Consider the following 19,468-nt stretch of genomic DNA (forward strand, 5'->3'; position numbering starts at 1 on the left):
ATCATACAGCTCAGCTAAGGTAAGGCTAATACAGATAAGGACTCCACTGAACCCCACCGATTAAATCGCACCTTCCATTACCAATATCGGTTTTGGGGTTATTCGTCTTGGCGCCATGATGTATTTCGTCACCTATTATTTAGGCAATGCCAGCTATTTTATGTGGATGCTCGGCGCTCATATTCTGGGTAAAGCAGCAGGCAGCGCGTTGGCCAAACGACTGACCCGAAACTTCAGCAAAGTGCAGATGTTTGGTTACTGCTCGGTGCTCGCCGGCGTTCTCAGTATCGCCCTCTTCTTCGCGCCAAAATCTATTTTCGTGCTGGTGCCGCTGACCTTTATCGTCTCAACGCTTTACCAGTCCACTACCACGCTGATGTGGGTGATGATGGCGGATGTTGCCGATTACGGTGAATGGCTACAGAAAAACGGATGGACGGGGTGATTTTCTCCACCTTCCTCGCGGTACTGAAACTCGGGATGGCTATCAGCGGCGCCATCGTCGGCTGGACGCTGAGCCTGAGCGGCTATGTCGCCAACGCCCCGGAACAGACGTCAACCGCAATGTACTGCATCGTCGCCCTGTTTACGGTGGTGCCTGGCCTGCTCTCTTTAGCGGCCTTTGCCACCCTGCGGTGGTACAAACTCGACGACAGCACCATGAAATCCATCAATCTTGCCCGTCACAGTCTCTCGTAAAAAGGACGTATTACTCATGAGCGAACTTATTCAACACCCCGACAGCATTGAATGGCGTTTTGAGCGTCAGATCCTGCGCATTGAGCCCTGGGGCGAAAACAGCCTGCGCGTGCGTGCCACCTGCTCGCCTGCATTTAGCGACAATCTGCATGCTTTGCTGGCGCCTGTTGCAAGCTCGCCGCAGATAAGCGCGCAACCGGAACAACTCAGGCTACGTAATGGCAATATTACCGCCGTGCTTAACCTTAAAGGCCAGCTGGCTTTTTACAATCAGCGCGGTGAGCTACTGCTGGAAGAGATGTGGCGTCAGCGTTCAACGGTTGGCATTGGCGCCAGCGAAAAGAGCCAGGACAAATATATCAGCGCCCTGAAACTCGATGGTCGTGAGTTTAAACCCCTGCCGGGCGGCAAATACCAGCTCAGCGTGCGCTTTGAATCCCGCGCCGATGAACGTATTTACGGCATGGGCCAGTACCAACAACCCTGGCTGGATCTTAAAGGCTGCGTGCTGGAGCTGGCGCAACGTAATTCACAGGCCAGCGTGCCCTTTATGCAGTCAAGCCTCGGTTACGGCCTGCTGTGGAACAACCCGGCGATTGGCGAAGCCAGCTTTGCCAAAAATCATACCCAGTGGCAGGCGAAAGTGACGCAGGAAATGGACTACTGGATAACCGCGGCTGACAGCATCCAGGCCATTACACGCCAGTATGCCAGAGCCACTGGAACACCGCCGCCCGCTCCCGCCTTTACCAGCGGTTTATGGCAGTGCAAGTTACGCTACCGCAGCCAACAGGAAGTGCTGGAGGTGGCCCGTGAATACCGTCGTCGCCATCTGCCGCTCTCGGTCATGGTTATCGATTTCTTCCACTGGCCAAATCAGGGGACCTGGTGTTTCGATCCGGTTGACTGGCCGGATCCCAAAGCGATGGTCGCAGAGCTTAACGCCCTCGGTATTGAGCTGATGGTATCCGTCTGGCCAACGGTGGAAGCCCGCAGCCCATTGTTCCCGGTAATGAAAGCCAAAGGCTGGTTAGTCACCAGTGAGCGGGGCGTGCAGGTGAACCTCGATTTTATGGGCAATACCACGTTCTTTGACGCCACCCATCCGCAGGCCAGGGCATTTGTCTGGGAGACGGTAAAGAAAAACTATTACGATCTCGGAATCAAACTGTTCTGGCTCGACGAAGCAGAGCCGGAGTACCGCGCCTATGATTTCGACAACTATCGCTATCATGCCGGTCCGGTACTGGAGGTGGGAAACCAGTATCCCCGCGATTTTGCTCAGGGTTTTTATGAGGGACTTCGCGCCAGTGGCGAACAGGATATCGTCAATCTGGTACGCTGCTCCTGGGCAGGCAGCCAGCGTTTTGGCGTCCTGTCCTGGTCCGGCGATGTACACTCCTCATTCCATGCTTTCCGTAACCAGCTTGCGGCGGGCCTGAATATGGGGCTGGCAGGGATCCCCTGGTGGACTACCGACATAGGTGGTTTCCAGGGCGGCAACGTCAATGATCCGGCATTCCATGAGCTACTGATCCGCTGGTTCCAGTGGGCGGTATTCTGCCCGGTGCTGCGTATGCACGGTTATCGCGAGCCGCAGATCCAGCCGCCGGAAAGCTATCGCCATGGTATTCCTCAGTGCAACAGCGGGTCTGCGAACGAACTCTGGAGCTATGGCGAGGAGAATTACGCCATCATGCAGCACTGGCTTTCCGTGCGTGAGAAGCTGCGCCCGTATATTGATGCGTTGTTTGCGAACGCCCATCAGCACGGGGATCCGCTGATGCGTCCTTTGTTCTGGCACTATCCGCACGAAACTCAGAGCTGGCAGGTGGAAGATCAGTATCTGTTCGGCGACGATCTGCTGGTGGCCCCGGTGCTGCATGCCGGCGAGCGCGAGCGCGAAGTCTGGCTGCCGGGTAGCCATGTCTGGGTTGCGCTTAGCGGTGAACGTTATCAGGGGCAGCAACGCATTAAGGTTAGCGCCGGGCTGGAGACCATTCCGGTGTTCATCCGCGAAGGGAGTGAGCTGGTCGGTCTGTTAGTTAATGGCTAAGGCAATTGCCTGAATATAGATGTTTCGTTATAAAAAGCCTGCTTATCAATGCGCATCCGCGTAAAGTACTGTAAGCAGGCTTACTTTTTTGGCAAGGAACGAAACGCTCTCCATGTTCGATACAACTCTTTTTATCCTTCTTGGGCTGGTGGCGCTGAGCTTCTTTAGCCACAACACGACCGTTGCCGTCGCGGTGATGGTGTTGATCATCGTGCGCATCACCCCGCTTAACGCTTACTTCCCGTGGGTCGAAAAGCAGGGGCTGACCCTCGGTATCGTCATCCTGACCATTGGGGTGATGGCACCGATTGCCAGCGGCACATTACCCCCTTCCACGCTTATCAGCTCCTTTCTGAACTGGAAATCGCTGATTGCGATTGCGGTGGGGGTTTTTGTCTCCTGGCTGGGCGGCCGCGGCGTCACACTGATGAGCTCGCAGCCCTCGCTGGTGGCAGGGCTGCTGGTGGGGACAGTACTGGGTGTGGCCCTGTTCCGGGGCGTGCCGGTCGGGCCACTGATTGCGGCAGGTCTGGTGTCGCTGCTAATTGGTCGGCAGTAAATGCCGACGCTGCCAGCGTTTAACACCCAGCTCCAGTAAGCTACAGAGCAGATAGTAAACCAGCCCGGTGAAGATAAATAACGCCGCCGGGTAAACCTGTACCCGGTTATTCACCTGTCCGGCCACGGTGGTCAGCTCCGGCACATTGACGATAAACGCCAGCGACGTGTCCTTTAGCAGGGCAATCAGCAGGCCGATAAACGACGGGATGGCATTGCGCAGCGCCTGAGGTAACAAGATCAGGCGCAGAATATGCGCGCTGACAAATCCGCTACTGAGCGCCGCCTCATATTGCCCCTTCGGTAAGGCATTTAACGCCGCCAGCGTCGAATACATCACCGACGCCGAGGTAAACCACGCCAGCGCCAGAGTGACGGTTACCGCACCCGGTAAATCCGTACCTGTCAGCCAGGGCAGCAAAAACCACATCCAGAAGATGACAAAGATAAGCGGGATGCCGCGGATCAGTTCCGCCCAGACAAAAAGCACCCTGCGCGGCCAGCCCTGAAAGCGCCAGGCGCAGCAGGCCAGTATAACACCGCCGGGGAACGCCAGCGCCGCCGCCCCCAGGGTCATCAGCAGGGATAACAGCACGCCGCCGGGTTCGCCTTGCAGAGCACGCCCCAGCAGCAAATAGCTGAGGTTATCCGTAATGACCTTAATATTAGCTATCACGCGATGCCTCCTTTCGCGCCATGGCGCGCCACCCGCGAGGGAGATTAAACAGCAGGCTCATCACCAGCCCGAGCGCGAGATAAAGCACGCTACCGACGGTAAAAGCCTCCAGCGCGTGGGCATTAAAGCTCTCAATCTGGCGGGTCTGGTAAGTCAGCTCCGCAAAACCGATCCCGGTTGCCAGGGAGGAGAGCTTCATCAGATTGAGGTACTGTCCGACCACCGGCTGCCAGGCATTCTCCAGCCCCTGCGGCAGCAGCACCCAGCGGAATAACGCCAGCTCGCTGAACCCCTGCGATTTCGCCGCTTCGATTTGCCCACCAGGTACGGCATGCAGTCCGGCCTGGATCTCTTCCACCAGAAAAGCGGCGGTAAACAACCCTAACGCCCAGGCTGAGGAGAGAAACTCCGGCGTAAACCACCAGACGTCGCCGGGCAGAATACTGAAGCTATGTTCGTCATTCACGTACTGGCGAAATCCCTCTGGTAGCACATTCCAGGCAGCGAAATACCAGAACAGGATCTGCACCAATAGCGGCGTATTACGAAACAGCGAGACCCAGCCTGCCACCACGATTTTGCCCGCTCGCCTTCCGGCAAGACGCAACGCCAGCAGTACAATGGTCAGCAAGGTCGCAAGCAGTACCCCGACGACCGTCACCCAGATGGTGGTTAAAAAGCCCGAGACAAGCCATTGTGCTGGCTGCCCGCTGAACACTCCAGCCCAGTCCAGATGGATCCCCATTACAACTCCTTGCCATCCGCATGCAGCGGATTAAGGACTTTTTGCAGAAAACGTCTGGCGCGAGGGTGCTCAGGCGCGGTGAAAAACGCCTCTGGCGTAGCCTGTTCAAGGATTTCCCCCCCATCGATAAAGACCACCCGGTCAGCAATCTCACGGGCGAACTGCATTTCATGAGTCACCACAATCAACGTGATCCCGCTATGGGCCAGCGATTTCATCACCTGTAGCACTTCGCCAATCATTTCCGGATCCAGCGCTGAGGTTGGCTCATCAAACAGAATGATATGGGGCTCCGCCGCCAGTGTTCGGGCAATCGCCACGCGTTGCTGCTGACCGCCGGAGAGCTGCGCCGGATAGTGTCCGGCTTTGTCCTTCAGCCCTACCCGTTCCAGTAAACCCAGCGCAATCGCCTGGGCCTGCGCTGCCGATTTGCCATGAATGCGGGTTAAGGCCAGCGTGATATTCTCCAGCGCGCTCAGATGCGCATAAAGATTGAACTGCTGAAAGACGAACCCCACCTGGCGGCGTAAATTGCGCAGTTCACGGCCTTTAAGCTGACGGGTCGGTTTGCCATCGACCAGGATCTCGCCGTCGCTCAGCGTTTCCAGTTGGTTGATAAGGCGGATCAGCGTCGATTTACCGGATCCGGAGGGGCCGCACACGGCAACAACTTCACCCGCAGCAACCTGGAGGTTAACCTGGTTTAACACCCGGTTATTGCCATAGCTTTTGCTCGCCCCACGAAACTCCACCGTGCCTTTTTGCACGGGAAAAACCTCCGGGGCCTGCGCCGCGGAGGTTGAAATTAGACCTGCCAACATATTACTTCGCTTCTATTTTAAAGCTGCGCGGAGCCGGGGCTTTGGTTTGTGGACCAAACCAGACGTCGTAGATTTTTGCGGCTTCACCGTTTTGCTCAAGCTTAACCAGTTCTTCATTGACGGCAGTAAGCAGCGCCGTTTCGCCTTTAGTGACGCCCACGCCAATCTCTTCTTTTGAGAGCAGATCCGGCAGAATTTTGAACTTCGCTTTGTCAGGCGCTTCCGCCAGTAAACCAGCAAGGATGGTGCTGTCCTGAGTGATAGCCTGCACGTTGCCGTTACGTAACGCGGTGAGCGCCAGCGGGATATCGTCATACGCCAGCACGCGAGACTGCGGGAAACGCTGGTGCAGCGCCTGCTCGCCGGTAGTGCCTTTTACTGCGCCAATACGGGCTTTGCTGTAGCTGTCGAGTTTGTCCGAACCGCTGGCAGCTACAAGGAACTGCTGCCCGGTGACAAAGTACGGGGTGGAGAAATCAATCACCTGCGCACGTTCCGGGGTAATGGTGATATCCGCCACGATCAGATCCACTTTGCCGGATTGCAGCAACGGAATACGGTTCGCCGGGTTGGTCGCAATCAGCTCCAGCTTCACGCCAAGGCTTTTTGCCAGCGCTTTAGCAAAATCAACGTCATAACCAACAATTTCGTGGCTCTGCGGGTCAATTGCGCCAAACGGCGGGTTGGCATCAAAGGTGGCCACTTTCACCACGCCAGCCGCTTTGATATCGGCCAGTTTGTCAGCGTGAGCGGCAAATGAAAAAGTAGAGAGCAGTGCCAGTGCGGTCAGCGCACCGATTTTTTTGTTTTGTGCTGTGGTTGCCATGCTAATCCTTACGCCCTGTTTTTAGTAAGATTCATGGCTAAAGTCACATAACCGTAATCATCAGACAAATATCAAAAAGTGCATTTATTATCTGAAAAAGTTATTAAAAGGATAACCGCCATACAAACTGCTTATTATCATCGGGTCGCCAGTTAACCCCTGCTAATCCCACAGCTAATAAAGGGAATTAGCAGCATAAAATATTTAACCTGCCCCCAGTGTCGCCAGATACCGCCCCGGCGTCTGCCCCAGCCCTTTCTTAAACATCGTGATAAAGGCAGTAGTGGATTCATAGCCCAGTGACTGGGCCACGTTTTGTACTGATTCCCCGCCGATCAACAGTCTGAGCGCCAGAATAAGCTGAAGCTGGTGTCGCCAGCGACGAAAGCTCAGGCCGGTCTCTTTCACCACCAGCCGTGCCAGATTGCGCTCGCTCATCGCAAATATTTGCGCCCACTGCGTAAGGGTTTGCCATTGCGCAGGCCGTTGTACCATGGTGTCAACCATCTGGCGAATTTTAGGGTGCGGTGAAACAGGCAGCTGTAGTTGCATTTGCGGCTGTCGCGGCAGCTCATCAAAAAGCACCGCAATCAGGCGCTGCGTGGCGGGTTGCTGGCGCTCGCGAAAGCTGCGGGTGGAGAGCGTCATGATAAGCTCCCGTACCAGGGGTGAAATCTTCAGCGTGCAGCAACTTTCCGGCATGTTGACTCTTTCTTGCTCCACAAACAAAAAGTAGAGCTGCGCCCCCGGCGTGGCATGGTTGCTGTGGGGGACCATGCCCGGCAACCACACCGCGTGGTGCGGCGGCACCATCCAGCGCGCATTTTCCACCTCGCTGGTGATAGCCCCGCTTAAGGCGAGGATCAGCTGCCCTTTACGGTGGCTATGCGCCGGAATTTGCTGCTCATCCGCTTCGACGGTGATGCCGAACGCCAGCGCCGATTCCTGCTGGCTGTCCGGGTTAAAGCCATCCAGCCCGAGACCATGCATAAGAATGTCCGAATTTAGCGATAAAGTGTCATTTTAGCTTGATTCAAACAGGGACAAAAAGCGCTAAGGTACTCTTCTGTTATTTTTCCTGAGATTACAATGACCACTGCTATCACTTCGCGCGCAAGGCAAGGATGGTTGCTGATTGCAGGCATCCTGATGATTGCCACTACTCTGCGCGTCACCTTTACCGGCGCCGCCCCGCTGCTTGATGCAATACGTGGGGACTATGGTTTAACCACCGCGCAAACCGGTATGTTGACCACTCTGCCTCTGCTGGCGTTCGCGCTTATCTCCCCTCTGGCGGCAGGCGTTGCCCGGCGCATGGGAATGGAGCGCAGTCTGTTTGCCGCCATGCTGATTATTTGCCTGGGTATCGCCATCCGCTCATTCCCCTCTCCCATCCTGCTGTTCAGCGGGACGGCGATCATTGGCTGCGGTATTGCCTTAGGAAACGTATTGCTCCCTGGGATAATCAAACGTGATTTTTCCCATCAGGTCGCCAGACTGACCGGCGCCTATTCATTGACCATGGGCGCTGCCGCGGCGCTGGGATCGGCATTAATTGTCCCTCTGGCGATGACCCGCGCTGGCTGGCACGGCGCATTGCTGATGCTGGCGGTGTTTCCGCTTCTCGCGTTGTTGCTGTGGATGCCGCAGCTCAAAAACAGACAACCTGCCAGCATAAGCGCCTCGCCTGTCAGCCAGAATCGGGGGATCTGGCGCTCAGCGCTGGCCTGGCAACTGACGCTGTTTCTGGGGATAAACTCGCTCATTTATTACGTGGTGATTGGCTGGCTGCCGGCTATTTTGCTCAGCTACGGCTATAGCGAAGTGGAAGCCGGTTCGCTGCATGGTTTGCTGCAACTGGCAACCGCGTCGCCGGGGATCCTTATTCCGCTCATTCTGCATCGCCTGCGCGATCCGCGTGGACTGGCCGTTATCATTGCCTTATTGTGCGCCATCAGTTCAGCAGGTTTCGTCCTCTGGCCCGCGGAGTCCATGCTGTGGACGCTGATGTTCGGCTTTGGCTCCGGCGGCACCATGATCCTCGGGTTAACCTTTATTGGTTTACGCGCAGGCTCTGCGCATCAGGCCGCGGCGCTATCCGGTATGGCGCAGTCAGTCGGTTACCTGCTTGCCGCCTGCGGGCCGCCGCTGATGGGCAGCATCCATGATGCCAGCGGTAACTGGCACATCCCGCTTATCGCCTGCGCGTTGTTATCGGTGGTGATGGCGCTGTCTGGCGCCCTGGCCGGTCGGGAACGAGAGACCGTCAGAAAATAAAGAACAGGCCCCGCAGGGCCTGAATTAGACTAATCGTAAGCTGCGCGCAGCATCGCCTGTACCAGCGGCACCGGACGACCTGCAAGGGCATTACGTTCATGCTGGAACAAGGTGGCAACGAAGAAAGGATGACTCACCAGTTCAACCGCCCGGATTTCCCCTTCTTCATCCCAGCCGGTCACGCGCAGATCGCTTTTTTCAAGCTCCGCCACGAAATCGTCCGCAATGCCGTAGCTGCAGCGATAGCCTTCAACGATCGTATCCTGGCCGTAAGCTTTAGCAATCAACGTATTGGGGCGTAACTCGATGGTTGCCGTTTGATCAATAAGAGCGCAACTCAACGGCACAACCACCATCCGGCCCTGGTTGTCTGTTTCCTGATGTGCAGCATCCCTGAAGCCCAGCACATTGCGGGCATATTCAATAATCGCATGCTGGAATCCGCCACATGTGCCGAGAAAGGGAATGGCATTTTCCCGCGCGTACTGGATGGCAATAAAAGCGCCTTCGGGGTTTTTATAGGGGCTGGCGGGCACAACCCAGATGGCATCGTAACCGATAAGGTCGTCGCCAGAGGCAATGTCAGTGGTCGCCAGCCAGTCGTAATCTGCGGTAAGCTCAAGGACGGCAGCAGCGTCATCGATAGCCAGAGGGATCGCCTGATGTGCGACGACATCGTGGTTATGATCGCCAACCAGCGCAATGCGCAGCGTATCTTTAACGGGAATGTGGGTCATGGTGGGTTCCTTACGTTCATGCAGATAACAGACAACATAAGGAAGCTCACATTAACGATCTTTTGCCTTTATCACAATATCTTAAAGCAGGTAGTTCGTAATTCATTGCCTGGCGGTGAAAATAGCGTGCAGTAAAACAACAGCGTGCAGGTAAACACAATAATGCAAAACAAAATTCTGGTGAGCGCCTGCCTGATGGGGTTTAAAGTTCGCTACAACGGCAGCGAAAAGGCATCGCTGACGCTGGCACGCTGGCAGCATGAGCAACGGCTGGTCATTCATTGCCCGGAGCTTGCCGCAGGTCTGGCGACGCCGCGCGCTGCGGCGGAAATCGTTGATGGCCGTGGTGACGATGTGATGCGGAACAGGGCGCGAATTGTGGAGGATAACGGTCAGGATGTGACAGCGCATTATCAACTGGCTGCCTGGCTGGCACTGGAGACCGCACAGCGAGAACAGTGTTGCGCGGCGCTACTGACTGACGGTAGCCCGACCTGCGGTAGTCAGCGCATCTATGATGGCACGTTCAGCGGCAGGCAAATCAGGGGGATGGGTGTGGCGGCGGCATTGCTTGAGGCCCACGGCATCCGGGTATTTTCTCATCAACAACTGCCGCAATTGATTGCATTTATCGCCGAAAAGGATAACGAAGATGATTCAGTGCAAACGAGTCTATGAGGCGCCCTCAACAGACGATGGTTACCGGGTACTGGTGGACAAACTCTGGCCCAGTGGAGTGAAAAAGGAATCTCTGGCCTGCAATGAATGGTGTAAAGCACTCGCGCCAGCCACGCAACTGCGCAAAGATTTTCACGCCGGAGTGATAGATTTCGCGACCTTCCGGCAGCGCTACTGCCAGCAATTAGCGGAACTAGAAGCGGAGGGCCTGCGGCTGGCGGCCCTCAGCAAACAGCAGAGAGTAACGCTACTCTTTGCAGCAAAGGACGCTCAGCAAAATCATGCGCTGGTGCTTGCCGACTGGCTTAACGCCCTGTAAATCAGCACGCTTCCCGCTGACGCTGCTCTTCTGGCTGATTCTCAGGCTGCAGGGGCATCAGATGCCCGGCACGCACAAATGCAAACCCCGACTGACCATCAAAGGCCACCACTTCGCCGGTAACCAGCCAGAGCGGCTGGGACAGCGTCAGTGGCATACGAGTCATGACGCCGTTCACTGGATTAAGGAAGGTCTCGCCCGGCTGGTAAAGCCCAAACAACTCAACGGCTTTACCAATATTTCCTCTGCCTGCGGGGGTTTGAGCGCCAATAATCATGGCAAGGTGACCCGGTCGTAACTGAAACATACTCTTCTCGCGCGAAATTAACACTGGGATATTAGGATAAATCTTAATCACAAGTGTAACCTGGCGCGGGAGTCGGTGTCACGAGCCAGATTGTGGATGGTCACGTCGCCATAATTCCCATTCATCAACAACCTCCCCGCCGGGAAGTTTACATTCTGTCCTTACGCCCTGCGGGCTTTGTACCGGCACACGTTCGCCCCCTTTTTGCAGGCAATAGACAGCCGCCGGGTTCGCCATTCCTGTCTTAGGCGGCGGTGGAGCATCCTTTGATGAAGCACAGGCGGTCAGCGTGACAATAAAAACCAGCAATGTTTTGCGCATAAAAATCTTCCATTATGAAATAATTACCTGAAAATTTAGCTTATCTCCTTGCCGGTGACATCTCCATGGTTTCTCCATCTTTACGCCACTTTTACCCGATATATTTACCTCGTTCTCACCCATGACCAGAGAACATCATTCCGTAATCAATGAGTTTTTGCCCCGCTTCATCAACGGGGCTTTTTTTTATTCGTTATCTCCTAAACTCCCCGTCTGTTGACGCCGATATATGAAATGTAGTGTAGCCATGCTTTAATATGGCGGTTTAAATTTTCAGCAATCAGTGCATTGAAGCGCAGTCGACAGAGGTAAACGAGCGTAATGTCCGATTTCATCCTGGCCCGAGTTTCCGAAACTCTCTCCAAAGATCAATCCGTTGAAAGTCTGGTACGCCAACTCCTTGAAATGCTGGAGGTGGTGACCGAAATGGAATCGACGTATCTGACCAGGATTGACGATGATGGTCGTTATCAGCACATTTTGTATGCCAGAAATAGCAAACAACTCGATATTCCTGAAGGTTTTTCCCTGCCGTGGGGGGACAGCCTTTGTAAACGCGCGCTGGATGATGGATGTTATTTCAGCAACCAGGTGGCCACACACTGGGCGGACTGTGAAGCCGCAACAGCTCTCGGTATTACCAGCTATTTAAGCACTCCCGTACATCTTGCCGATGGTTCACTTTATGGCACTCTGTGCGCCGCCAGTTCGGATACCCATACGTTAAGCGTGCGTGGCGAACAGGTGCTACGTCTGTTTGCGGGGCTTATTGCCCAGTCCATTGAAAAAGATTATCTGGTTAATCAGCTGCGTGAAGCCAATGCCGCGCTGATTGCCCACTCATATACCGATGCGCTTACCGGCCTGCCCAATCGTCGCGCCATTTTTGATAATCTGATGACCCTGTTCTCCCTCGCCCGGCATCTGAATATCCATATTGTTATCGGGTTTATTGACCTTGATAATTTCAAAAAAATAAACGATGAGCTTGGCCATGAATCTGGCGACCAGTTTCTTATCCAGACAGGTCGTCGTTTACTCGACGGTTGCGGACGGGATGATGTTGTTGGTCGCCTTGGCGGTGATGAGTTTTTAATCGCCTGCCCGGGCAGTCCGATTAATCAGACACAACCTGAAAGATTAATTTACCTTAAGCAAAATTTACAGCATTGCCTTACCGGGGAATATCAACTGGGTTCTGCCCGGATATTTTATCCCGGCGCAAGTATTGGTGTAGTGGAAATTAATCCTGATGAAATTGACGCTGACAGCGCATTACAAATTGCCGACCAGGCTATGTATCAGGATAAAAAAGGAAAAGAGAAGCAACCCTTTATTCGCCTCAATTAATCGCATCAAAATAGCTTTTTGAGCTTGAGAATTATCTCATCTTCTTCTATTTAATTTATATAAGTCTGGCGTTCGTAAGAGTGCTAGCAAGGAGTGTCTTAGTGAAAAAAACGACCATAATCATGCTTATCGTGGCAATTATTGCTGTGGCTGGCACTCAACTCGGCTGGTGGTAATCGATGAGCTAAACTTAACGCTTATGGCAGATTTCATGCGGACCGATGATGCTGTTGGCTGGGCAGACCCCATTAGTCTCATTTATCTGAGCAGGAGCTTGCGATGTTCACAGGACTTAAAAAAAGCGAAAGTAAACGGCTTGCGGCACTGGAATTATTGCGCAAAGAAGATAAAACCCGTGACGCTGCCCTCACTGAATATGCCTGCCTCGCTTGTGAGGTGATGGGTGTCGAAGGATGTTTCATAACCGTATTTGATGATGATTACCAATATATCAAATATGTTAAAAACGTCCCGCTGGAACATTTTAAAGTCCCGATAGAAAAAACCATGTGTCAGTATTCCCGGGACAGCGAGCAAACTGTCGTCTGCCCGGATGCCCGGCTCGATAGTCGCTTCTCACATCAGCCCCTGGTGAAAAATGGCGATATTTTGTTCTATGCATCAGCCCCCATGATGACCAAAGAGGGCATGGTGCTGGGAACGCTCTGCGTCAGCAGCTCCTCCATTTTCACCCCCACCAGCCAACAGATTGAAAGTTTCAATCGGGTCGCTGAGCTGTCGGCGGTTTATCTTGAAGCCCGCTACTCGATTGGCCGGGTTGATACTTTGACCGGGCTGCCTAATCGTCAGTTCCTGATCCGTGAGATGGAGCAAAAAACCCTGAACAGGGATCGCCGGACTTACGGTCTGGTTATCTTTGACTGCATTGATATGCCCAGAGCCTATGAGCTCACCCGTTATCTCGGGCTGCATGCGGTCGACACGATGCTACGTAATTTTATTCCCCTGCTACGCCTGCGGCTGCGGCTCAAAGAACGCACTCCGCTTTATTCCTTCGCCCCCGCACGTTTCGCCGTACTGGTCGATATTGAACAGGCCTTAACGCTTGTAAAACGTGCAGAAACCCTGCCGGGAACCCAGGCACAGATGGCGCAGGATATTGATATTACGCTGACGATACATACCGGCTATGTGAAATTCTCCCCCCTGGAAGACGATGCCCACGAAATTGTTCGCCAGGCAATCAGCGCATTGCACGAATCCATTCGCCAGGATATTCCGGTACTGCAATTCAACCCCATTCTTGACCACAAAAGAAATAAGGACTTCAAGCTCTTATACGATTTGAGTGAGGCGATAAAAGCAAAAAACCAGCTTTATCTGGTCTATCAACCCAAGGTGTCTCTCCAGTCAGGGAAAACAGAGGGCGTTGAGGCGCTGTTACGCTGGCGTCATCCGCAGTTGGGAAATGTTTCGCCGACCACGATTGTTACGCTGGCAGAAAAGACCAGCCTGATGCCCGAAATTACGCAATGGGTGATCGGCACCGTGATTGCGCAACTGAAGTTATGGCGCTCGGTTGGGATTAAGATCCCTATCTCTATCAACGTCACCGTCAGTGATTTTTCGCGCCCCGGCTTTGCTGATGATCTGGAGCGCAATGTTCTTGGCGCAGGGTTATACCCGGCAGACGTGCGTATTGAGTGTCTTGAAACGGAAAAAGTGCTTGAAAGCGATCTTGCCCTTGAGGAGCTGGACAGACTCAAGTTGTTAGGTTTCCAGATCCTGCTTGATGACTTTGGCGCGGGGTACAGTAATATCAGCTATCTGCGCCGAATTCCCATTGATGTGATTAAGCTGGATCGTTCGCTAATCAGCCAGATAACCACCGATACAGGCAGCCGAATTATCGCCCGCAATGTGATAATGATGCTCAAAGAGTTACATTACGTGGTACTGGCTGAAGGTGTCGAAAACCAGGAAACCGCGCATATGCTTAACGAATATGGCTGTGATGAGGCCCAGGGTTATTATTTCTCAAAACCCATTCCAGCCGATGAAATACCTGTCTGGCTGGCGGACAGTAAGCCCTATCGTGTTCTGTCCCGTATCAGCGTGGATCAACATCAATACGGATCCTGACCACCAGAGAATGAGGATCGGTAATACAACGCCGCACGGTTAACACCGTGCGGCGTTTTGTTTTGGCGGGTATTATTGGTTAGCAAAAAATGTGAAGATGAATTAATAATCTGCTCATCAATTTTATCAATCCTTTGTCGATAAAAATTCCATTGGAACCTTACGCTGAATACGGCTATAAAGTGCACAAGTGATGGATATACGCTTCAATATTATTTACTGAATTCCGGGCAGTTTTGGTGTCGAAACTGCCAATTTTTCATTCCTGTTTTCCTCAATATATTCTCTTCTTCACGCGGTCAGTGACTTTAATTTATTAATGACTTTTCTGGCTTCATTGATGGTATTTTTGCGCAAACGCCAGAATGGAAAAACACCATACAGCCAGATTTGATAGTAAAACTTATCCTTCCCCTGCAATAAAACGACCGGTTCCCTGAGCCTGCTGTAGTGGTCACGGCTGATAGTCTTCATAACCTGTGATGACACATTGCGGTAAACCAGCCCGGCATGACGATGGTTTTCTTTATGATGAAAACCCGCACATTTCTCGATTTTCTCAATCCCCAGAGAAAAAGGTACCGGGCCTGTTGTATGCAGGACACCTCGCATGCCAACACCGTAGCGCCAGGGTTTGTACTTTTTCAAGCGCGTAACAACTTCATCAATGACTGCTTTAAGATAAGGGGACTCTGGAGCGGCAATGATGTTCCATTGCTGATATTCGCCATTTTTAAGAAAGCGTAATGCCTCGTGCTTACCCATTTCGCCATCGCAACCATTCTGTTGATTATCCCAGTTACAGACCATTATTTTACAGTGGACAGGAATCACCTCATTCAATGGCTGGGTGCACGAGCTTTTGATGTCTAAATAGACGCCACCCTCTTTATACATCAGCAGGTAACGGAAAAAATCAGCCCGGGCAGCACCATAGCGCGGATTGATATTAGAATAGAGCTCGAGCATTTCAGGCTCATAGTTTCTCGTGAGATAGTCAATGATGCGACTATCATCGTAGAAATAATATTCCCAGTCAGGATTTCGCTTTCTTAATTCAGTAATGGAAGCATGAATGTCAGCCGGTAGCGCTCCTGCACCTTTGGTGTATATCTGATGAATTTTCTTAGGTATGTAGCTCATCATTAATCCTGGCATTATCACTTCATTATGTTCAGCAAAAAATCTTATTTTTATCAGGTCAATTTACCCATACATGATGACATCAGCATGAAGTACCCCAGAAATTTGACCTATGGTTGTCTCTATAATAGATAGAGCCAAATAAATTGACATCGATTTTTGCATAAGGTTTCAGGTGAAGCTTAAAAAACGCCGAAATTTATTTATATATTGGGAGATTACACGCAGTTCTTAATAATCGCTGAAAAAGTGTGATGCAGCGATCTGGAGTTTAGTCAGGCGCGGTCGATAATCAAAACAAGCGTGATAGCACGCTGAATCTGCGGGGATAAGGTCTATGATTACTCTGACTGTAGCTGGCATTCTTGCCGTGAACGCTGTTGCGTTTCTCATTTCCCGTTCATCCATCCAGGATATAGATAACGACTATTGAATTGTTTTTTACCAGGCAACCCACTCAACGCCTGCTGAGTCTAAGATTCAGCGGGCGTTTTTCAGCGCGTGACAAACAGATGAGCTGGAGGAGAAAGGCCAAAAAATGCGCGACTCGCCCGTTCGAGCTCTTTGCGCGTCAAAATGATATTGCCGCGCTCGCCGGGAATCGACAGTTTGTAATCACCACTGAGTAAGACAGGGCTGATTTGATACCAGCGCCCCAGATAAAATATCCAGTTCATTGTCCCCTCCGGCGGTACACATAGATTCCTATATAGTAGACTGCCACACGGCGTTGAACCTGGAGTTACGTCTCACTATCGCTTCTCAGTAGCACTAAGCCAGCCCCCTAGCTTTGCCCACATTTTTGGCGGCACCACAGACATATATTGAATGTTTTTCTCAGTGGCTTCTGTTCTTTACGATAACGCTCACAAGCTCGTATCTAATTTATACACTGTTCGAGAGAAAAATATTAAGACTGCGGGATAAACTTGTTACATCATAATTTTTGATAACAGTGCAAGATATGATGAGTAATATCTATTACGGATAACCACTCAATGCTAATAATAAAAAACGGGAACCATCAGGCTCCCGTTGTTGCAACCCAGAAATCGGATTACATATTGCTGATGATCGCGTCACCAAACTCTGAACATTTCAGCAGCTTAGCGCCGTCCATCAGACGTTCGAAATCGTAGGTCACGGTTTTGGCCGCGATCGCACCTTCAACGCCTTTGACGATAAGGTCTGCGGCTTCGAACCATTGCAGATGACGCAGCAGTATTTATACGGAAATTATTTTACCTATTGATAAGTTTGGGTTTTCTTTGATTTTTAGCCACCTTCTGATGATTTTCATACCATTTCTAACCTTATGATTTCTCATCATTGTTTTTGAGTTTTGATAACCGTTTTTTGCCCAATATGTCAGTTAAGTTCTGACGGATTTTCTTCAGCGGCAGGTGCATCAACTGGCTCAGCCGCTACCTCTTCAGCATCATCAGCATCATTTTTCGAACCAGCAGACGCCAGCGCCTGCTTCAGTGAATCAACCTCACATTTCAGTTCCTGAATAGCCATCACGGCTTTTGCCAGCATTGCAGTTGTGTCAAGCGTGTAAGGCGAGTCGGGGTTGTTTTCATCCCAGTCAGGCTGAAGACCTTTACCCGTTACACACTCCGGTGAAACCAGGATCACATCGTTAGCGATAAAGCCAAGTGTCTCGCGTGACTCAGGAATAATGCCGCGCGCCTTGTATCTGAACGTTGCAGGCATCCATGCATTAACCTCAGCAAGCGCACCTTTGCTTGACTGGTAGGTGATATCCTTTTTCAACTCTTTATCAGAGGTTGATTGCATTTGCATTAGTCCGACATTCGAACCATCAACCCAAACCTCAAGGTTGGCGCTCTGCCAGTAGTAGTTCCATGCGTTAGTATTTGTTACACCAGCAATACCACGACGACTAATGTAACCACCCTCAACCATAAATCTGCCATTACCAGCACCAAGACCAACAACAGACAAACCACCAGATGCGTTAAATGTTATCAGCCTGCTTGTGAAGTCTGACGTAGAACTTCCGTGGTGGAAGTCTATAAATGGCTGAGCTGAGCTTATTTCTATTGATGAAACGTTAGCTGTACTTCCTGATTGCAGAGCGCCGACAAGCCTTGAGTCATTTCCTGCCGCTACTGTCCCGGCTGCGATACCCACATCGAGGGTTGCTGCTCCCCCAAGTCCCAGCGCCGTGCGAGCCGTTGCTGGCGTGGTTCCACCAGTTCCGCCGTTGGCAATGGGAACAGTATCCGCTGAGGTGTAAACCTTGCGTACGGTGAAAACCCTGGAGCCTTTTGCACCAACAGAAAGAACTTCAAAAATGGAATAATTCGCAGTGGATGCCGTATCAGGCGTTACCTCTAATGAGATTCGGGTTCCACTCGAAGCAATACCAACTACTCGAATATGTAACCCCGTCCCTGCGTTATACGTCAGATCTGTCGGTGCATTTGTCATGTTGCTGGTACTGGTCAGATACGTTAACCCGGTTGAAAAGTCGAAGTTCTGCCAGTCGAAAGCAGTAAGGGTCGTCAGTACTGTTGCGCCAATACCGTACAAAAGGGGTAGACTGGCTGAGTCAATTACCTCCTTCCATGCGCTCCAGGCAGCGGTTGAGTATTTTTCGCGGTGGAATTTGCGGCCGTTATGAATCGCGCTGGTTCCGTAAACGGTCCATTCCTGGGTGATTGATGTGTTTGATCTCAGTGTGCGAACCACCAGGCGACAGTTATTTGGTGGTGTTGTTCCACCAAATAAAGCGGGGTCCGGGAGTCCACTGGTGGAGTTGTTTGTCGGATAGTCACCATCATCAAGTAAGGTATCCGCATTCCCTACATAAAAATTTGGCGCAGCCAGTATGTCCTGTTTAACCCACGGACCCCACGTGGTCGCACTGGATAGATAGCGATTGTACTGATTTCCATAGTTAGACACGGCGGTTTGCTGAGCACCGGACCCGTAGCCTTGTTCCGTAGTGACCTTCCCTGCAAAGCCATCATAAGGCCACCCCAGAGCAAGAGTACCGTTAGCAGAAGTAACACGGACAACCCCGAAACTGGCTTCAGTAGTGAAAGTGTTGATATCAGTCGTTGACGTTGCGAGGGTGGACCTGAATACCCCAACTGCCACATCTACCCATATGGTCCACGTTACCACCCCTGCCGCGGTGCTGGTCCCAACACGCACGTAAGTGGCTGACCTGTCCCACACTCTGTACTCCTGAACGCAGGATTTCAGGTTGTTTGCGTTGGTGCTGTATACCTGCAATGAGCCAGCGACATTGATAGGGTAATTTCGTGCCGTCGTGGCATTGGCGTTACGGGGCTGGTTATAGTCACCATCCACAGAACCATCAATGGTATTTAAATCGGCTGTACCCAGGTCACCGCGAAACTGACGCGGAGAACCAATAGTGCTCATCATCTTTGCCCATGATGGCCCCTGGACCTGCCGACCGGTTGGCGTGCCGTCAGGTAGCGTGACAGTGATATCACCAGACCCGGCATAAAATGCCTGCCAGTTGGCGTTTTCCTGGAGCATACGGCGTACCGCTTCAGCGGTTTGAGCAGCCAGCGCGGCAGTGATGCGGTTCAGTGTTTGCTGCGGAACGGCAACATACGCCGCCCCGGTAGTCGTTGGCCCGGTGAATGCATCAGTCAGCGTTGCAGCGGTATTGCTCGTGACGGTATCAACAAACAGCGTATAGGGAACGCCACCGATAGTTGTCGAAATGACGTCGCCTGATTTCAGGTCTGAGGTAAATGTAGTGCTGGTACCAACAACCGCAGTTGAGCCGTTGGTTAATCTGATTGTGCCTGCTGACATATTTTCTCCAGACGAAAAAAAAACCCG

18 protein-coding genes and 2 pseudogenes are annotated in these 19,468 nt (G+C 52.2%); 8 read left to right on the forward strand and 12 right to left on the reverse strand.

Features of this window, described 5'->3' with window-relative positions; genetic code table 11:
* Positions 1-76 precede the first annotated feature (76 nt).
* The 3 genes and pseudogenes from ACSZO4_RS07820 to ACSZO4_RS07830 form a co-directional block, all read left to right on the forward strand.
* Positions 77-699 (forward strand): annotated as a pseudogene (locus ACSZO4_RS07820) (MFS transporter); the annotation flags it as partial.
* 16 nt (positions 700-715) lie between these two features.
* A complete protein-coding gene (locus ACSZO4_RS07825) occupies positions 716-2,755 on the forward strand; it encodes a glycoside hydrolase family 31 protein (RefSeq protein WP_437888322.1) in 2,040 nt (679 codons plus the stop codon).
* Between the two features lie 112 nt (positions 2,756-2,867).
* Entirely contained in the window at positions 2,868-3,314 is a 447-nt protein-coding gene (locus ACSZO4_RS07830; protein WP_437888323.1) for a DUF441 domain-containing protein, read from the forward strand.
* Here ACSZO4_RS07830 and ACSZO4_RS07835 read toward each other — a convergent pair.
* From ACSZO4_RS07835 to ACSZO4_RS07855, 5 genes are all read right to left on the reverse strand, one after another.
* Positions 3,297-3,989, reverse strand: coding sequence for an amino acid ABC transporter permease (locus tag ACSZO4_RS07835; protein ID WP_437888324.1), 693 nt, complete (start codon positions 3,987-3,989; stop codon positions 3,297-3,299). The genes ACSZO4_RS07830 and ACSZO4_RS07835 overlap by 18 nt on opposite strands.
* Complete coding sequence (locus ACSZO4_RS07840) at positions 3,979-4,734, reverse strand: amino acid ABC transporter permease (RefSeq protein ID WP_437888325.1); 756 nt, start codon at positions 4,732-4,734, stop codon at positions 3,979-3,981. Before ACSZO4_RS07840 ends, ACSZO4_RS07835 begins: the two co-directional genes overlap by 11 nt.
* On the reverse strand, positions 4,734-5,555 hold the full coding sequence (locus ACSZO4_RS07845; RefSeq protein WP_437888326.1) for an amino acid ABC transporter ATP-binding protein: 822 nt from the start codon (positions 5,553-5,555) through the stop codon (positions 4,734-4,736). Before ACSZO4_RS07845 ends, ACSZO4_RS07840 begins: the two co-directional genes overlap by 1 nt.
* Before the next feature lies 1 nt (position 5,556).
* Positions 5,557-6,381: an ABC transporter substrate-binding protein gene (locus tag ACSZO4_RS07850; protein ID WP_437888327.1), complete on the reverse strand. Its 825-nt coding sequence runs from the start codon at positions 6,379-6,381 to the stop codon at positions 5,557-5,559.
* Positions 6,382-6,585: 204 nt separating this feature from the next.
* Entirely contained in the window at positions 6,586-7,371 is a 786-nt protein-coding gene (locus ACSZO4_RS07855) for an AraC family transcriptional regulator (RefSeq protein ID WP_437888328.1), read from the reverse strand.
* Positions 7,372-7,470: 99 nt separating this feature from the next.
* On the opposite strand from ACSZO4_RS07855, the gene ACSZO4_RS07860 reads away from it, so the two are divergent.
* On the forward strand, positions 7,471-8,658 hold the full coding sequence (locus ACSZO4_RS07860; protein WP_437888329.1) for a CynX/NimT family MFS transporter: 1,188 nt from the start codon (positions 7,471-7,473) through the stop codon (positions 8,656-8,658).
* 29 nt (positions 8,659-8,687) lie between these two features.
* Here ACSZO4_RS07860 and ACSZO4_RS07865 read toward each other — a convergent pair whose 3' ends face one another.
* Positions 8,688-9,395 (reverse strand): CTP synthase C-terminal region-related (seleno)protein, encoded by a 708-nt coding sequence (locus tag ACSZO4_RS07865; protein ID WP_437888330.1) that lies wholly within the window; start codon positions 9,393-9,395, stop codon positions 8,688-8,690.
* Positions 9,396-9,557: 162 nt separating this feature from the next.
* Between ACSZO4_RS07865 and ACSZO4_RS07870 the strand changes: the two genes are divergently transcribed.
* Complete coding sequence (locus ACSZO4_RS07870; RefSeq protein ID WP_437888331.1) at positions 9,558-10,073, forward strand: DUF523 domain-containing protein; 516 nt, start codon at positions 9,558-9,560, stop codon at positions 10,071-10,073.
* The gene (locus tag ACSZO4_RS07875) at positions 10,048-10,392 is read left to right on the forward strand and encodes a DUF488 domain-containing protein (protein ID WP_437888332.1); all 345 of its coding nucleotides are present in this window, start codon (positions 10,048-10,050) and stop codon (positions 10,390-10,392) included. The genes ACSZO4_RS07870 and ACSZO4_RS07875 overlap by 26 nt, the downstream gene beginning before the upstream one ends.
* 1 nt (position 10,393) lies before the next feature.
* Here ACSZO4_RS07875 and ACSZO4_RS07880 read toward each other — a convergent pair whose 3' ends face one another.
* Both ACSZO4_RS07880 and ACSZO4_RS07885 read right to left on the reverse strand, forming a co-directional pair.
* Positions 10,394-10,699 (reverse strand): hypothetical protein, encoded by a 306-nt coding sequence (locus ACSZO4_RS07880; protein WP_437888333.1) that lies wholly within the window; start codon positions 10,697-10,699, stop codon positions 10,394-10,396.
* Positions 10,700-10,777: 78 nt separating this feature from the next.
* Complete coding sequence (locus ACSZO4_RS07885; protein ID WP_437888334.1) at positions 10,778-11,020, reverse strand: putative hemolysin; 243 nt, start codon at positions 11,018-11,020, stop codon at positions 10,778-10,780.
* 321 nt (positions 11,021-11,341) lie between these two features.
* Between ACSZO4_RS07885 and ACSZO4_RS07890 the strand changes: the two genes are divergently transcribed.
* Together ACSZO4_RS07890 and ACSZO4_RS07895 are read left to right on the forward strand one after the other, a co-directional pair.
* Positions 11,342-12,370, forward strand: coding sequence for a GGDEF domain-containing protein (locus tag ACSZO4_RS07890; RefSeq protein WP_437888335.1), 1,029 nt, complete (start codon positions 11,342-11,344; stop codon positions 12,368-12,370).
* Positions 12,371-12,649: 279 nt separating this feature from the next.
* Positions 12,650-14,473 (forward strand): sensor domain-containing phosphodiesterase, encoded by a 1,824-nt coding sequence (locus ACSZO4_RS07895; RefSeq protein ID WP_437888336.1) that lies wholly within the window; start codon positions 12,650-12,652, stop codon positions 14,471-14,473.
* Positions 14,474-14,764: 291 nt separating this feature from the next.
* Here ACSZO4_RS07895 and ACSZO4_RS07900 read toward each other — a convergent pair whose 3' ends face one another.
* The 4 genes and pseudogenes from ACSZO4_RS07900 to ACSZO4_RS07915 all read right to left on the reverse strand — a co-directional run bounded on the left by ACSZO4_RS07900 (position 14,765) and on the right by ACSZO4_RS07915 (position 19,441).
* Positions 14,765-15,631, reverse strand: a complete 867-nt coding sequence (locus ACSZO4_RS07900) for a glycosyltransferase family 32 protein (RefSeq protein WP_437888337.1) — start codon at positions 15,629-15,631, stop codon at positions 14,765-14,767.
* Between the two features lie 479 nt (positions 15,632-16,110).
* The gene (locus ACSZO4_RS07905) at positions 16,111-16,293 is read right to left on the reverse strand and encodes a hypothetical protein (protein WP_437888338.1); all 183 of its coding nucleotides are present in this window, start codon (positions 16,291-16,293) and stop codon (positions 16,111-16,113) included.
* A gap of 380 nt (positions 16,294-16,673) precedes the next feature.
* Positions 16,674-16,841: pseudogene (locus tag ACSZO4_RS07910) on the reverse strand (NADP-dependent isocitrate dehydrogenase); the annotation flags it as partial.
* Positions 16,842-16,984: 143 nt separating this feature from the next.
* Entirely contained in the window at positions 16,985-19,441 is a 2,457-nt protein-coding gene (locus ACSZO4_RS07915) for a pyocin knob domain-containing S74 family peptidase (protein WP_437888339.1), read from the reverse strand.
* Positions 19,442-19,468 lie beyond the last annotated feature (27 nt).

This window comes from Phytobacter sp. V91, from assembly GCF_965644225.1.
GTDB lineage: Bacteria > Pseudomonadota > Gammaproteobacteria > Enterobacterales > Enterobacteriaceae > CBFFRJ01.

Excerpts from the sequence above, each read along its gene's own strand:
- ACSZO4_RS07825 (WP_437888322.1), top strand. The coding sequence starts at position 716 with ATGAGCGAACTTATTCAACACCCCGACAGCATTGAATGGCGTTTTGAG.
- ACSZO4_RS07830 (WP_437888323.1), top strand. The coding sequence starts at position 2,868 with ATGTTCGATACAACTCTTTTTATCCTTCTTGGGCTGGTGGCGCTGAGC.
- ACSZO4_RS07840 (WP_437888325.1), bottom strand. The coding sequence starts at position 4,734 with ATGGGGATCCATCTGGACTGGGCTGGAGTGTTCAGCGGGCAGCCAGCA.
- ACSZO4_RS07845 (WP_437888326.1), bottom strand. The coding sequence starts at position 5,555 with ATGTTGGCAGGTCTAATTTCAACCTCCGCGGCGCAGGCCCCGGAGGTT.
- ACSZO4_RS07850 (WP_437888327.1), bottom strand. The coding sequence starts at position 6,381 with ATGGCAACCACAGCACAAAACAAAAAAATCGGTGCGCTGACCGCACTG.
- ACSZO4_RS07855 (WP_437888328.1), bottom strand. The coding sequence starts at position 7,371 with ATGCATGGTCTCGGGCTGGATGGCTTTAACCCGGACAGCCAGCAGGAA.
- ACSZO4_RS07860 (WP_437888329.1), top strand. The coding sequence starts at position 7,471 with ATGACCACTGCTATCACTTCGCGCGCAAGGCAAGGATGGTTGCTGATT.
- ACSZO4_RS07865 (WP_437888330.1), bottom strand. The coding sequence starts at position 9,395 with ATGACCCACATTCCCGTTAAAGATACGCTGCGCATTGCGCTGGTTGGC.
- ACSZO4_RS07870 (WP_437888331.1), top strand. The coding sequence starts at position 9,558 with ATGCAAAACAAAATTCTGGTGAGCGCCTGCCTGATGGGGTTTAAAGTT.
- ACSZO4_RS07875 (WP_437888332.1), top strand. The coding sequence starts at position 10,048 with ATGATTCAGTGCAAACGAGTCTATGAGGCGCCCTCAACAGACGATGGT.
- ACSZO4_RS07880 (WP_437888333.1), bottom strand. The coding sequence starts at position 10,699 with ATGTTTCAGTTACGACCGGGTCACCTTGCCATGATTATTGGCGCTCAA.
- ACSZO4_RS07885 (WP_437888334.1), bottom strand. The coding sequence starts at position 11,020 with ATGCGCAAAACATTGCTGGTTTTTATTGTCACGCTGACCGCCTGTGCT.
- ACSZO4_RS07890 (WP_437888335.1), top strand. The coding sequence starts at position 11,342 with ATGTCCGATTTCATCCTGGCCCGAGTTTCCGAAACTCTCTCCAAAGAT.
- ACSZO4_RS07895 (WP_437888336.1), top strand. The coding sequence starts at position 12,650 with ATGTTCACAGGACTTAAAAAAAGCGAAAGTAAACGGCTTGCGGCACTG.
- ACSZO4_RS07900 (WP_437888337.1), bottom strand. The coding sequence starts at position 15,631 with ATGCCAGGATTAATGATGAGCTACATACCTAAGAAAATTCATCAGATA.
- ACSZO4_RS07905 (WP_437888338.1), bottom strand. The coding sequence starts at position 16,293 with ATGAACTGGATATTTTATCTGGGGCGCTGGTATCAAATCAGCCCTGTC.
- ACSZO4_RS07915 (WP_437888339.1), bottom strand. The coding sequence starts at position 19,441 with ATGTCAGCAGGCACAATCAGATTAACCAACGGCTCAACTGCGGTTGTT.